Below are 14,591 nucleotides of genomic sequence, written 5' to 3' on the forward strand. Positions count from 1 at the left end.
GGTCAGTTCGACATGGCGGACTGACCGACGGGTACGGGCTCCGAGGCCGGACGCAGCGGCGCCGGGGCCGGCGGGTCGCCCTGCGGCGGCCGGACGGGGTCGGGCGTGCGCGGCCGGGGCAGCAGCCGGGCTCCGCCGGGCACGCTCGGCGCGCGGGGCTTCGGGATCGGCGCGACCGGGGTGTCGGGCCCGGTGATGCGCCGGATGTCGATGCCGCCCGGATCGGGACGGCCGAGCGCCGGCACCTGCGACGCCCCGTAGTAGCCGCCGCGCGCCCACTCCTTGCGGCTGCGGCTCGCGTGGTAGGACTGCGGCGACGGCAGCGGGGGACCGGCGGGCCAGCGGCGCGCGACGCCCCAGTCGTCCAGCCACTGGACGATCGCGTCGAGGCCGGTGAGCAGCGATCCGGTGGCGGTGAACGGGGTCCGGGACTGGCCGACCACCATGATCTGCGCGCAGACGCGGCCCTCCCGGCCGATGCGGTCGCCGAGCAGCAGGGCCGCGCGGGTGATCGGGAGGAGCTGGACGATCTCGCCGGTGCCGGGATGCCACACCAGGTGCGCCGGCCGGCCCTCCTTGCCGAGGTCGGCGGCCACCGAGCGCGCGGAGACGGTGCGCGGATCGTGCTCTCCGGCGCACCAGACGGCACGGGGAGCACCTCCCCGCAACGCTCCGCCGTCGTGTCGTGCCGGCATGCGTCCGGCTCCCGGCAGCCATGCGTCTGCCACGGTGAGTCCCCCCCAATCGGGCGGTCTAGTCCCGAGTGGTCTAGTCCTATTCTCTTAGCCCAGCGAGACTCATAAGTCCAGCCTGCCGTCTCATGGGCCGGGATGACGGCTGCCGACATCCGCGCCGGGGGGCGGCCCGCGCGCTCGGGTGTCGTCGCTGAGGCGTACCCCCGGTGTCCAAAGATTCCACCTGGAGTCAGGTTTTTCTCCAGAGACTTTCGGTGAAATGTCGGCCAGAGGCCGGATGTCGCCCGGTTTGTGCAGGTCAGCCCGGATCCTGAAGGCCAGGTGAGGCGTCCCTGCAAACCGGCCGGAAGTGGCCGACAACGGATCGGGCGTATTCGCGTCCGCGCGCAGGTGAGCGGCTGGAAACGGGGGTGGGGTTCCCCGCCTGGACCGAGCCGCGTTCTAATAGTGGGTCATGACCGTTGACGCAGAACTTCCGGCCGGAGTCCCCGGCATCGACGTCCCCCGCCTCGCGTCCTGGCTGGCCCGCGAACTGCCCGGGTCGGGACGGATCACCGCGATCGACCTGATCGCGGGCGGACGGTCGAACCTGACGTACGGGATCACCCTGGACGGCGGCCGCCGCGTCGTGCTGCGCAGGCCGCCGCTCGGGCACGTCCTTCCGACGGCCCACGACATGGGGCGCGAGTACCGGGTGCTGTCCGCCCTCGGCGCCGGGACGGCCGTGCCGGTGCCGACCACGCTGGCGTTCTGCGACGACGAGGACGTCATCGGCGCCCGCTTCTACCTCATGGACTTCGTCGACGGCCGCGTCCTGCGCACCCGCGAGGACGCCGAGGACATCTCCCCCGAGCAGGCGCGCGGCCTCTCCGGCGCGCTGGTGGAGGCCCTCGCGGCGATCCACACCGTCGACGTGGCGGCCGTCGGGCTGGCGGACTTCGGGCGTCCGAACGGCTACATGGAGCGCCAGCTCAAGCGCTGGGGCAAGCAGTGGGACAGCTCGCAGGAGGCGATCCGGGCCACCGGGACGACCCGCGACCTGCCCGAGTACGACCGGCTCGTCGCGCGGCTGGCCGAGCGGCTGCCGGCGGACGCCCCGGCGCGGCTCGTCCACGGCGACTTCCGGCTCGACAACGCCCTCGCCCGGCTGGAGCCGCGCCCCGAGATCGCGGCCGTCGTCGACTGGGAGATGTCGACGCTGGGCGACCCGTTCTCCGACCTGGGCCTGACGCTCGTCTACTGGGCCGAGGCCGCCGACGCCGAGGAGCTCCCCGTCGGCGCGACGATCACCTCGGCGCCCGGCTTCTACACGCGCCGCGAGTTCACCGACCGGTACGCGGCGCTGACCGGCTTCGACCTCGCCGACCTCGACTTCTACGTCGCGTTCGCCTGCTTCAAGCTGGCGGTCATCCTGGAGGGCATCCACGCCCGCTTCCTGCAGAACGCGACCGTGGGCGAGGGCTTCGACCAGATCGGCGGCGGCGTCCCCCTCCTGCTGGGCCGCGCCCACCGGACCCTGGACACCGGCTCGATCTCGTAGAGGGTCGTCCGCCGGGCGGACGTTCCCGCCCGGCGGACGGCGCGGTCAGCAGTAGGTGACCCGGGCGGAGCCGCCGGGGGACACCGACACCGATCCGCTCTTGCGCCCCCAGCAGATGACGTTCGTACGGGACACCGTCACGCTCGCCGACTCGCCCGACGACAGGTGGCCGCCTCCGCTCGCGCGCAGCTCGCCGGACGTCCCCGTCACGCGCCAGTCCACCGGCCCGCCGACGGCGGTGATGCGGATGGCGCAGGATTCGCCGTCGCCCATGGCGCAGCCGGCCACGGACAGCCTGCCCGGCCGCGGCGGCTCCGGAGCCCGCGTGGTCGGCGGTGCCGGGGCCTTCGTCGTCGGCGTCTTCGACGGGCTCTTGGACGGCGACGGCGACTTCGACGGCGACTTCGACTCGGTCGGGGACGGCGAGGTGACCGTGGGGGACGGGTCGGTCGGCGTCGCCTCGGGCACGCGCGAGTCCCCCGGCGAGCCGCTGTCGCCGGGCACCGCCGGACCCGTCGCCGAGGCGTTCGTCCCCCCGCCGCCGCTGTGCAGCCAGGACCAGGCGCCGACGCACAGGACCGCCACGCCGACGGCCACGGCGACGGCCGCGAGCATCGGGGCGCGCCGCCGCGGCGACCGGTCGCGGCCGCGCGGCGCGGCCGGCTGGTAGGGGAGCGGCCATCCGTACTCGTCGAACGGCTCGGTCCACGCGGCGATGGCGCGGCGGTTCCCGGCGCGGTCCCCGGCGGTCGCGGCGGTCAGCACGTCCAGCCGCAGCTCGGCCGGGATCGCCGCGATCGGCAGGACCGACAGCAGCCGGTCCGGCGGCAGCGGCGGCGTCTCCTGCACCTCGCACACCGGGCAGCTCGCCACATGCCGGACGAGCGACGCCGACGTCTGCGGCGTCAGCGGCCACGACTCGGTCAGCGCCGCGACGCTCGGGCAGTTCTTCCAGTGGTTCTGCGCGATGAGGGCGGCGCGCAGCGCGGCGGCGAGGTCCTCGCGGGCCTTCGCGACCAGCGCGAGCGTCTCCTCCAGCGGGATCCCGAAGACCCCGCACACGTCGACCTCGTCCAGCTCGTGCCGGACCGACAGGTCGATCGCCTCCCGCTGCCGGCCGTTCAGCGCGGCGAGCGCGCTGTGCGCGAGCAGCCGGCGCTCCTCGCGGCGGGCGAGCTGCTCGGGGGTCAGGTCGTCGTCGGCCTCCGGCGCCTCCTGCCCGATGTGCCGGTTCGGGCTGTCGCGGCGCCGCATGCACTCCTTGCGGGCGATCGCGTAGAGCCAGCCGCGCAGCCGGTCCGGCTCGGTGAGCCGGTCGACGTGCTCGCGGGCCGCGATGACGACGTTGCGGAGCGCGCCCGCCGCCTCCACCCGGTCGCGGAGCAGACCGTGGCAGTAGTCGTAGAGGAACGGCGCGTAGGTGTCGTAGACCTCGGTCAGGGCGATGACGTCCCCGGCTCGCAGCGAGTCCGCCAGCCTCTGGTCGTCGTTCCGCCCGGGCCCTGGCTCACCGGCCACGGGAACCCTCCCAGTCGAATTCGGTGGTGTTGTCGATCGTGCCCCCGGCGAGCCCCGACGCCTGTCGGCCGACTCTGGTTGCCTGATCTTGCCACCAAGCTGCTGGAATTTCTCCCGTATGAGCAGATTCCGTGACGGGTTCGGTACGCGGTGTGGCCATCTGTCCTAGTCGAAGGCCACCCGGTCACATAAAAGTGATCTAGCTCACACCGATCGATCAGCCGCCGTTTTGCGGGTTTCCACCGCCCCCGGACGGCGGACCGCAGGTGACCGAACCGACGCCGCTGGGAGAGAAGCTGACGGTTCCGGAGGTACCGGGTTGGTCACAGCTGCCACTCACCTGCGCGTAGGCGGTTCGACCAGCGGCAAGGGTGCCGCCGCCGCTCGCGGCGAAGCCGTTGGTCGCGCCCGTGGCCCGCCATCGCACCGTGCCCCCAACCGCGCGCACGGGGAGTTGGCAGCTGTTCTCAGGCGGATTGATCGTGCAGGAACCCACCGACAAGGTCCCCGTCACGGGCTTCTGCGTGGTCGGGCGCGGCTTGGAGGAGGTGGACTCCGGCTTGCGCGTCCGGGTCGGCGTCGGAGTCGCGGACGTCGTCGTGGGGGTGGGCGTCGGCGTGTCGCTCTCCGTGGGCGTGGGCGAGTCCAGCGGCTCCTCGGAATCCGGCGGCGAGGACGGGTCGAGCACCGACGCCCCGCCGGACGGGCCCTGCGCGCTCGTCCCGCCGCTGGGCGACGACCCCGACATCACGTAGAAGGCCCCGGCCACGATCACGATGACGGCCGCGGCCGCGGCCAGCGCCGGCCACAGCGCGCGGGAACTGCGCCGTTCGGAGGCGTCCCGCGTGGACGCCCGGTCGGCGACGACGGGCCAGCCCCACTCGTCGAGCGGCTCGGCGCGGTGCGCGATGTGCGCCATGTCCGCGGCGAGCGCGGCGTCGGTGGCGGTCGCCATGACGTGCCCGCGCAGGTCGTTCGGCATCATCGCGACCGGCAGCACCTGCAGGAGCCGCGCCGCGGGCACCGCCCGGCCGCGCCGCGAGTCGCAGGCCGGGCACATCTCGACGTGCTGGACGAGCTTGCGGACGACCGGCGGCGGCACCGGTCGGCCGCCCTCGTCCGCGATGGCGGCGATACCGGGGCAGTCACCGCGCCCGGTGCGCGCGATGTGCAGGGCGGCGATCGCCTCGTCCAGGCGGGCCTGGGCGGCGCCGGTCAGGTCGGACGCCTCCTGCGCGCCGAGGCCGAGGACGCCGCCGACCTCGAAGGTGTCCAGGCCGTGCCGCAGCATGAGGTCGAGCGCCTCGCGCTCGCGCCCGCGCAGCCCGGACAGGGCGCTGTGGACGAGCCGGCGGGTCTCCTGCCGCCGCGCGAGCTCCGCGTCGTCCAGGAAGCCGTCCTCGGCCTCCGGCGCCTCGTGCCGCCCGGCGGGCCGGTCCGGGTCGCGCAGCCGCCGCGTGCACTCGCCCCGGACCAGCGCGTACAGCCAGCCGCGGAACCGGTCGGGTTCGCGCAGGACCGGGACGTGCGCGTAGGCGGCGATGAGCGCGTCGTGCAGCGCGCCGGCCGCCTGGTCCTGGTCGCGCAGCAGCGCGTGGCAGTAGTCGTACAGGCGGGCCGCGTAGCGATCCATGACCTGGATGAGCGCGCTCGGATCGCCTGCGGCCAGCGACCGGGCCAGGCGTTCGTCGTCGGCGCGGTCGTAACTGGGCCAACCGGACACGAGGTCCTCCCGCGGGCAGTGTTCGTCTTCCGCGTCCGCGGCATCGGGGACGGGCCGGAAGATCCAAGAGGGGAGCGGTGCGCTCTCCCGCCGCCGGTTCTCGCCCGGCGGTCACGTCCCCGTCACGGGCCGGGGGGAAAGCAGGTCGGAGGCCCGACGGCCCCGCTCCCCGTCGGGCCTCCACACGTTGGACGATCGGCCGACGCGCCCGGTTGACACTGAACCGCAGGAAAAATCAAGAACTACCTGACGCGTCCGTAAGATCACCCACAGGTGATCACTGGATCCGGCGGGACAGCATCTTGAGGAAGATCTTGGAGATCTCCTGCGGCGTCTGGGCGACCTGGACGTTGCCGTTGGTGGCCGCGGCGATCTGCTCCAGCTCGTTGCGGTCCACGCCCTTGCCGAACCCGATCATGTTCACCTGGATCGGCTTGTTCGGGTCCTGCATGGCCTTCAGCTGCTTGAGCGTCGACGACAGCGAGGGGCCGCCGTCGTCGTCGTTCTTGCCGTCCGTCAGCAGCAGGATCGAGTTGCCGAACTCCGGCTTGTAGGTCTCGTTCATCTTCTTGTACGCGGCCAGCATCGTCCGGTACAGGCCGGTGTCGCCGTTCGGCTTCGGCTTCATCTGGTTGAGCGTCGACAGGACGAGGCCGCGCCGGGTGTTGGACCCGATCCGGTCGCCGAGCGCGCCGATCGGCACCGTGATCTTGTACGGCAGGTCGCCGTTCATCTTCGTCGAGAACAGCCACTGGCCCATCTCGGTGTCGTTCGACATCATGCTCAGGCCGCCCTGCGACACCTGCGCGATCGCCTGCAGCCGGTTGGTGTTCGGGCCGACCTTCTCCAGCATCGAGCCGGACACGTCGATCAGCGTCAGCATGCGCAGGCCGAGCGACAGCTTCGACCAGGCCTGCATGACCTTCGCGACGTCCTGGCTCTTGGGCGTGGGCAGCTGCCGCGGCTTGGCGGGGCTGACCCCGGCCGCCTGGGTGAAGCCCGACGGCGCCTTGCTGTCCGGGGTGCGGAAGCCCAGCTCGTGGACGTCCTTGCGGGTCGCCTCGGTGCTCATCGCCTTCTCCAGCAACCGGGCGGCCTTCTGCTTGGCGTCGTCCTTGCTGGTGACGGTGAACGGGTAGTCCATCGACAGCGTGCCCTCGATCGGGTACAGCGCCACCGCGGGCTCCGCCGGCTTCGTGTGGTTGTACTGGTAGAGGGCCTGCTCGGACGACAGGGAGATCGGCTTCTTGCCGCCCTGGTCCTTCCGGAACGCCGAGAACTCCGCCTCCGTCGAGGGGACGGTGCTCTCCCGGACCGTCCGGACGATGCCGGTGAAGATCGAGTCCCGGTTGGGGTCGTTCGCCAGCAGCATGCTCGTCACCATGAGCGAGCCCATGCCGGCCGCGTTCCGCATCGGGTCGGGCACGACCAGCCGCACCGAGCCCGCCGGGATCATCTGGTTCTTGGTCACCGCGCCGCCCGCGGTGCCGCCGGCGGCCTTCAGCAGGTTGTCCCAGGACGGGCTCGCGGTGATGCCCTGCTTCTTCAGCTGCACGGCGAGGGACTGCGGCAGCCCGACGACGATCGGGCTCTTCGCGACCGACGTCTTGGTGGAGATGACGCCGCCCTTGTCCCCGCCCTCGGCGCCGGCCTGGGCCAGCGAGATCCACAGGGACGAGTCGGGGATCCACACGTCGGGGCGCTCGTTGGACCCGCTGGCCACGGCCTGCCCGGACAGCAGCGGCGTCACCGCCGACGGCTCGACCTTCTTCACCGTCGCCTTGACGCACTTGCCGTCGACCTTGCTCTTGCCGTCGTTGAAGCGTCCGGCGGCCTTCTCCACGACCGGCGCGATGTCCGGCGCCGCCGCGACCGACAGGTTCAGCGCGTCGTCGCCGGAGCAGCCGCCGCCGCTCTCGGCGAACGCGTAGACGCCGACGCCGAGCAGCAGCGCCAGCCCCACGGCCCCGGCCATCGGCCCGATCAGCGCGGTCGCGCTGCGCTTGCGCTTGCGGCGCCCGTACTCGTAGCCGCCGGACCCGCTGTCATAGCCGCCCGATCCGCCGCCGTAGCCGCCGGAACCGCCCGAACCGCCCGAACCACCCGGGCCGCTGGACCCGCCTGACCCGCCGCCGAAGAACCCCGACGGGCCGCCGTCCGAGCGGCTGATCGAGTCGTACTCGCTGTACCCGGTGCCGGCGAGCGGCGAGGACTCGGGCGGGGGGCCCTGCGGGGACGACTGCCGCGGCTCGCCCTGCGGGTACCCGCCGGACCGCCCGAGCCCGTAGCCGCCCGCGTCGGAAGCGCCGCTGAAGCCGCCGGAGCCGTAGACCGGCTCCTCCGACGACTGCCGCGGCGTGAACCACTCCGGCGTCTCGCCCGAAGCGCCGGGCGGCGCGCCCTGCGGCCCCGCAGGGGGCTGGGAGAGCGGCCGGCCCTGGCCGTCCCGCCCGCCGAACCAGTCGGACGACCCGTCGTTGGCCGGGCCGAAGACGGGCCTGGACGGGTCGTAACCGCCGTCCATCCCCTCAGGGAAGTCATTGCGATGACGTCCGCTCATGGCCTGCCCTCGATTCACCAGAAACCCGCCGATGTTCCCCGGCACTGTAGTAGTACGAACCAGAGGTTACAAAGAACTCAAAACTGATAATGACGCAGGTCATCACCGTATGTCCCGACGAACCTGGCATTGCCCCTGGCCGTCACGGACCGCAACCGCGGCGGTACGGATCGGCGCGAACATCCGTTCAAGGCCGACCGAATCCGGCCGCGGCGGGCGGCAGACTTGGGGACATGGCCGACCTCGAACCCGTCTCCGACCCTGCCGACCCGCGCCTCACAGACTATGTGCACCTGCGGGATGTGAACCTCCGCAAGAGCCTGGAGGCCGAGCACGGTCTGTTCGTCGCCGAGGGCGAGAAGGTGATCCGCCGCGCTGTCGCCGCCGGTCACCCCGTCCGCTCCCTGCTCATGGCACGCCGCTGGGCGGAGCCGCTGGCCGACGTCCTGGACGGCCTGGACGCCCCGGTCTACGTCGCGGACGACGCCACCATGGAGTCGATCACCGGCTTCCAGGTGCACCGCGGCGCGCTGGCGTCCCTCGAACGCCTCCCGCTTCCCCCGCTCGGCGCCGTCCTCGCCGGCGCCCGCCGCATCGTCATCTGCGAGGACATCGTCGACCACACCAACATCGGCGCGATCTTTCGCTGCGCCGCGGCGCTCGGCGTGGACGCCGCCGTCCTCGCGCCCCGCTGCGCCGACCCGCTCTACCGGCGCTCGGTCAAAGTCTCCATGGGCGCGGTGTTCGCCCTCCCGTACGCTCGCATGACCGACTGGCACAACGATCTCTCCGTGATCCGCGCCGCGGAGTTCCAGCTCCTCGCCCTGACCCCGGCCTCGGACGCGGAGCCCATCGACGAGGTGGAGACGGCCGGCCGCCGGGCGCTGCTCCTCGGCTCCGAGGGGGACGGGCTGTCGTCCCGCTGGCTGCACGAGGCGGACCACCGCGTCCGCATTCCCATGAACGAAACGGCTCTGGCGCGCGGCGTCGATTCCTTGAACGTCGTGGCGGCCGCCGCAATAGCCTGCTACGCCCTAACTCGATCCTGACTTCATCAGGGGAGAATTCGCGGTGAGTGCTCAGCGGCTCGTCACCCGGAATGACCAGCTGAAACCCGCCGAGCCGATCAGTGAATGGATCATTTTCCGAACATTCCGCGGCGGGTGCGCCGATGCGTTCCCTGCACGCGCTTAACGGCTCCGGCGGGCATGCTCCGCCGTCCGAGCCGCAATTGTGTGAGCAGCAGCGAGAACGCGACCAGAAGGGCGGCCAGCCATGCGATCTGCGTGCTGGCCATTCGCTCGAAGGTGACGTCCTGCGCGACGGGCGCCTTGTTCCCCTGCAACCGGCTCTGCGGCGTTCCCGACCCGGCCACCGGACTCGGCGCGACCGACGGACTGGGCGCCTGAATGGGCGGCAGCGCCACCTGCGGGTCCTTCGGATCGAACGACGAGTTGGGCGACGGCGGCACGATTCCGCCCGACCCCGACCCGCTGGACGACGATGATCCACTGCTCGAACTCGACCCGCCGCTCCCACCGGAACCACCGCCCCCGCCCGACCCGGACGACTTCGTGGGAGTGGGCGACGACGAAGGCTTGGACGGCTTCCGCGACGTCGGCGGCTTGGACGGCGGCTTGGACGGCGGCTTCGACGTGGGCGGCTTGCTGGTCGTCGGTGTGGGCGTAGGCGAGGGCTTCGGCACGACGTACGTGATGGTCATGGACGCCTTGGCGGGGTCGACGCCGGCCGCGTCGACGGTGACGGTCACCTCGAACTTCGACGTGCTGTCGGGACCCTTCTCCGGCACGTTCACCGTCGACTTGACGGCGCCGTCCTTTCCGCTGGCAAGGTCCCCGACATTGCACTCCGCGGCGGTGAACGGCGAGCCGCACAAGCCCGTGACCGTCGTTCCCTCAAGGGTCGCCGTGACGTTCGTGACCTTGACGCCCGCCAGATCACCGCCAACGGCCGTGATGGCCGTCGTGATGTCGAAGGAGTCCTTCGGATCGACCGTCGCGGCGACCGGAGTGACGCGCACTTTCAGCTCGCCCACGGCGGGCGCCGTAGTGCCCGGCTCGGACGGACTCGGAGTGTCTGCGGCTATGGCGGACGCACCGCCGGCGGCCAGAACGGCCGCCGTGCCGATACCGATGAACATCGGTTTGACCGCCGATCGGCAGATCACCGCCGCAGCACCTCCGTCGCGTCGCCGTTGAGCGCCCGTGCCCGATATGCAATACCCGAGGGATCGCCTCGGGTATCAAGCGAACACGGATCCGCGAGCCAAATCAACCCCGTCCGGCGTCAGATCATCTCCTCGCGGACGTCCTCGACCTCGGCGGCGGGAGCCCACGTCTGCCAGATGCCCTGGTCGATGCGGTCGAGCCCCAGACTTTCGGCGACCGGGGCCCGGCCACCGGCGTATTCGACGCGCAGCCAAGTTTCATGCTCGCCCACGATGACGAAGCGTTCACCGCGCCACCGGCACGTCGTCCGGACGTACCGGAGGTCCTCGATCTCGGACGCGGGGACGATCCGGCGGAACCGTCCCTGCCGGAGCTCCTCGAACCCGTCCGTCGGACCGGGCGCGTACAGCCTGATCTCACCGTCGGCGCCCGGCGCGGCCTCGAAGTCGCGTCCGAGCCAGCGCGCGACGTACCCGTCCCGGATCATTGCGCGGCCTCCCGCCCGTTCGCCTCCGGCCGGAGCCAGGCGAGCCTGTCCGGGTCGTACATCGCTACGAACTGCTCGGACCGGTCATGGCCGAGGTAGTACATCTCCGCCCCGTACGGAAGCCGGACGCTGTCCACCTTGTACTCGCGGATGGACCCGGCGCTGCCCGGCGCGAACCCGCCGCCGAGGAACGGGGCCCGCTCGACGACCCAGCCGGCGTCGCCCCAGGCGGCCAGCTCCGCCTCGTCCCGCCCCCCGAAGGGAATCCGGTACAGGTCAGGACAGTAAGCGGGCCACCGGATGACGTACACGCCCTCGTCCGACGGCGAGAACGGCGACCCGTCGTACAGCAGCCCCAGCGCCTCGTACAACTGGCCGGGCGTCTGCAGCTCGGCGACGTCACCGGTCGAGTGCACGAACCCGCCGACCCGGTCGTAGCCCTGCTCCAGGTACCAGGCGACATGCCCGTGCGGGACGACCTTCTGCATGATCGTCAGGGATGAGACGCGGTCGTCCAGGTCGTCCGGCGACTCCGCCGGCACCGGCTCGGGCCGCGGCGGCGGCAGCGGAACCTCGGGCCGCGCCCGGACGAGCCCGACCCGCACCGCCCACTCGCTGAGCGCCCGCACCTGCTCGCCCTGCAGCGACGCCCCGATGCGCGTCCCGGGGTTGAGCAGCATCGTCCAGTCGTCCCGCGGCCACGCGCCGATCAGCTCCCGAAAGTCCGCGTACACGAACCGCGACTCGGGCAGCACCTCGCGCAGCCGCACCAGCGACGTGAACACCTGCACCGCGGTCTCGCTCCGCAGCGCCGCGTCCCACCGGAACTCCCGCTGCATGGGCGTCACCTCGAGCGGTGCCGCCGCCGGAATCGGCACGAGCACGTTCGCGTTCAGCAGCACCCGCAGGAACGCGTCCGAGTCCCCGCCCACCGCGGCCTCGTAAAGCTCTTGGTCAATCCGGTTCCCGGGCTCGAACACCGCCCCCACGGCCCGCAACTGCGGGCCCGTACCGGGCGCCCCGATCGCGTCGACGCCGTGCCCGCCGTCCGCCACATCAGACGCATCCGCACCGTGCTCGCGCGGCGCGCCGGCATGCCGTCCACCACTCGGCCCGGCAGCGCCGGACGCATCGGATGCGCCGAGAGCGCCGTACGCCCCCTCACCGCTGTAGACACCGGACTCCGTGCCCGGCGCGCCAGACGGGCCTGCGCCGCCGGCCACATCGGGCGCATCCGCACCGTTCAAGGCGCCCTCGGGCGGCGAACCGGCATGCCGCCCGGCCGCGCCCCCGGACACCACGTCGCGATCGCCGCCCATACCGGACGGGCTCGCGCCACCCGGAACGCCCGGATACGGCGAGACGGCCTCGCCCCCGGATGCGCCCGCGATGCCCTCGTGCGGGGTACCGGCGTGGTGGCCGCCCTCTGGACGGGGGGCCGCGCCATGCGTACCAGGTCCACCGGGGGAGCCGCCCGTGACGCCTTCCGGCGACGCGCCGGGCTCCCCGGCGTCGCGGCCACCGGTCGACCCGGGCGCGGCGGCGCCCAGGCCGGCGGCTTCGCCGGACGCGCGTAGAGCATCGTGCGTCCCGTCGCCGAGATAGGTGGAAGGCTCCTGCCCGGCACCCGGCGTCCCTGACGAGTCAGCGGCGCCGGACATGCTGGACGCGCCCGGGGCGCCGGCGTGGTGACCGAGTTCGGGGTGTGGTGCCGTGTTGGGCGCACCGTGTCCGCCTGCCGTGCCTATGACACCGTTCGCGCTGCCCTGCTCTGGCGTGCCGGTCTGGTAGCCGGGCTGTCCTGCGTCGCGTCCACCACTCAGCCCGACGGCGTCGTCGGACGCGCGAAGAGCTTCGTGCGTCCCGTCGCCAAGGTAGGCGGAAGTCCCCTGCCCGACCCCCGGTGTGCTTGACGAGTCAACGCCGCCGGGCATGCCGGACGCGCCTGCACCACCCGAAAGGCCCTCGTGCGGAGAGCCGGGTGCACCTGCGGGGTCCTCTGGACTGCCGGACAGGCCGGGCGTGCTGGACGGGCTCGCATTGCCTGAGATGCCCTCGTGCGGAAAGCCGGGTGCACCTGCGGGGTGTCCGGGTCCGGCGGGTGTGCCGGACATGGTGGATGGGCCTGTGTCGCCCGGGGTGCCCGGCTGTGGCGAGCCGGTGGGCTGGCCAGGCTGAGCGCCGGATGTCGTGTCGTGTATGCCGGGCTGTCCGGCTACTCCGCCGGATATGTCGGACGTCCCCTGCTGTGGTGGGGTGGCGTGCCGGGCGGGCTCAGGGCCGGGCGAGTGCGGCGTTTCCGCCGGGCGGTCAGCTGGGCCTTCCCCTGTGGGGACGCCCGGCGTGCCGATGTTCGGTGTTTTGGGCCCGGCGGGGACGCCAGTGGCGGGTTCCGTCGGCGGGACGGCGTGGCCCGGTGTGCCCGCGGAGGGAACTGCGGGGGGAACTGCGGGGGCCACCGGGACGGCCGGGGTTTCCGGGGGCGGGGGTGTGGAGGCCGACGGGGGCGTCGCCGGGCCGCGGAGGGTTCGGATCTGGTCGCCGGGCATCGAGGCGTCGATGGGGGTGCCCGGGTTCAGGACGAGCGTCCAGTCGGTGTCGGGCCAGGCGGCGACCATCTCGTGGAGGCTCGGCATGATGAAGCGGGACGAGCCCATGGCCTCGTTCATCCACTTCAGGGACGTGAACACCTGGATGGACGTCCGGCCGTGGACGGGGACGGGGCGCCACGGGAAGTCGGGGTCGCCGGGGACGATGCCCCAGGGTGTGTCGGTCTCGGCGGGGACCAGGACCTGGGCGCCGAGGAGGGTCTTGTAGAACGCGTCGGTGTCGCGGCGGCGGGCGAGGTCGAGGAGGCGCTGTTCGACGTCGTTCTGCGGTTCGAAGTTGTCCGTCATGCGCTGGGCGGCGCGCTGGTCGGCCCAGGTGGCGAGGCCGGGGAGCTGCTGGGCCAGGACGGTGCCGCCGGCCGGGGAGCCGGAGTTGATGGCGAGCAGCCAGTCGTGGTTCGGCCAGTAGCGCAGGACGACGGTGAACGGCAGCTTGATGTACTCGGCGCCGGCGGCGGACGCTTCGTGGAGGCGTTCGGGGGACGTGAAGACGGGCACGACCGTGGAGCCGTCGACCTCGCGGGTCTGCCACGGGAAGCCGGGACGGCCCGGACGCAGCGTGAAGTCCATGTCGTCCGGGACGGGCAGCAGGACGTCGGTGTCCGCGAGCGTCTGCAGGAACAGGTCGTGGTCGTTGTTGGAGGCCGCGCGCAGCAGTTCGCGTTCGACGTCGTTGGCGGGCTGGAACTCGGGGCGGGGCGACTGCCGGGGCAGGTCGCGGTGCTGGTCGCGGAGCTCCTCCCAGGGGGCGGGCGCGCGGCCGACCTGCGGGGGGCGGCCGTCGCCCTCGGCCACCTGGCGGACGAACCAGGCCGGCATCCGCGCCTCGATGGGCAGGACGGTGCCGACGCCGTGGGCGGGCGCGTCGATGGCGAGCCACCAGCGGGCGTCCGGCCACGTCTCGGCGATGTCGCCGAACCGCACGGTCATGAAGTGCTGGTAGGACGGCCCCAGGCAGGCGCGCATCGCCGAGGCCGAGGTGTAGACGAGGACGTGGACGCGGCCGTCCTCTTCCTGCGTCGGCCACGACGGCTGCGCCTCGTTGGCGAGCACGCCGTCCACCAGTTCGGGCGGGACGGGGACGACGAGCTCGCTGTCCGCGAGGAGGCGGAAGTAGCTCTCCTGGTCCCCGGCCCGTACGGTCTCCTGCAGTCGGTGTTCCAGCTCCGACGTGGGTCGCCACGCGTCGGCCACGGTCGCCACCCCCTGTTTCCTCCGTGCTCGTCCCCACGCGACTGCCTACGCTACATGGGCGAACAGGACCAAAGAG

The 14,591-nt window shown here is 72.5% G+C and carries 10 protein-coding genes; 3 read left to right on the forward strand and 7 right to left on the reverse strand.

Annotation, left to right across the window (positions count from 1 at the left end; genetic code table 11):
• Positions 1–2 precede the first annotated feature (2 nt).
• Positions 3–695 (reverse strand): hypothetical protein, encoded by a 693-nt coding sequence (locus AL2_RS19080; RefSeq protein ID WP_067635227.1) that lies wholly within the window; start codon positions 693–695, stop codon positions 3–5.
• 454 nt (positions 696–1,149) lie between these two features.
• Here AL2_RS19080 and AL2_RS19085 point away from each other — a divergent pair, with 454 nt between their 5' ends.
• Positions 1,150–2,235: a phosphotransferase family protein gene (locus tag AL2_RS19085; protein WP_067635228.1), complete on the forward strand. Its 1,086-nt coding sequence runs from the start codon at positions 1,150–1,152 to the stop codon at positions 2,233–2,235.
• 45 nt (positions 2,236–2,280) lie between these two features.
• On the opposite strand, the gene AL2_RS19090 is transcribed toward AL2_RS19085, so the two are convergent.
• From AL2_RS19090 to AL2_RS19100, 3 genes are all read right to left on the reverse strand, one after another.
• A complete protein-coding gene (locus tag AL2_RS19090; RefSeq protein WP_067635229.1) occupies positions 2,281–3,753 on the reverse strand; it encodes an RNA polymerase sigma factor in 1,473 nt (490 codons plus the stop codon).
• A gap of 217 nt (positions 3,754–3,970) precedes the next feature.
• Positions 3,971–5,476 (reverse strand): RNA polymerase sigma factor, encoded by a 1,506-nt coding sequence (locus AL2_RS19095; protein ID WP_067635230.1) that lies wholly within the window; start codon positions 5,474–5,476, stop codon positions 3,971–3,973.
• Positions 5,477–5,753: 277 nt separating this feature from the next.
• A complete protein-coding gene (locus tag AL2_RS19100; protein ID WP_067635231.1) occupies positions 5,754–8,036 on the reverse strand; it encodes a substrate-binding and VWA domain-containing protein in 2,283 nt (760 codons plus the stop codon).
• A 233-nt stretch (positions 8,037–8,269) separates the two neighbouring features.
• Here AL2_RS19100 and AL2_RS19105 point away from each other — a divergent pair, with 233 nt between their 5' ends.
• Positions 8,270–9,085, forward strand: a complete 816-nt coding sequence (locus AL2_RS19105) for a TrmH family RNA methyltransferase (protein WP_067635232.1) — start codon at positions 8,270–8,272, stop codon at positions 9,083–9,085.
• A gap of 89 nt (positions 9,086–9,174) precedes the next feature.
• Here the strand turns inward: AL2_RS19105 and AL2_RS19110 are convergent, their stop codons facing one another.
• Positions 9,175–9,462, reverse strand: a complete 288-nt coding sequence (locus AL2_RS19110) for a hypothetical protein (protein WP_067635233.1) — start codon at positions 9,460–9,462, stop codon at positions 9,175–9,177.
• On the opposite strand from AL2_RS19110, the gene AL2_RS19115 reads away from it, so the two are divergent.
• On the forward strand, positions 9,446–10,255 hold the full coding sequence (locus tag AL2_RS19115) for a hypothetical protein (RefSeq protein ID WP_157438236.1): 810 nt from the start codon (positions 9,446–9,448) through the stop codon (positions 10,253–10,255). The genes AL2_RS19110 and AL2_RS19115 overlap by 17 nt on opposite strands.
• 88 nt (positions 10,256–10,343) lie before the next feature.
• On the opposite strand, the gene AL2_RS19120 is transcribed toward AL2_RS19115, so the two are convergent.
• Both AL2_RS19120 and AL2_RS19125 read right to left on the reverse strand, forming a co-directional pair.
• A complete protein-coding gene (locus AL2_RS19120) occupies positions 10,344–10,712 on the reverse strand; it encodes a UCP033725 family protein (RefSeq protein WP_067635235.1) in 369 nt (122 codons plus the stop codon).
• On the reverse strand, positions 10,709–14,524 hold the full coding sequence (locus AL2_RS19125; RefSeq protein WP_067635236.1) for an SseB family protein: 3,816 nt from the start codon (positions 14,522–14,524) through the stop codon (positions 10,709–10,711). The genes AL2_RS19120 and AL2_RS19125 overlap by 4 nt, the downstream gene beginning before the upstream one ends.
• Positions 14,525–14,591: the final 67 nt, after the last annotated feature.

This window comes from Actinomadura latina NBRC 106108 (assembly GCF_001552195.1).
In the GTDB taxonomy this organism is placed as follows: Bacteria; Actinomycetota; Actinomycetes; order Streptosporangiales; family Streptosporangiaceae; genus Spirillospora; species Spirillospora latina.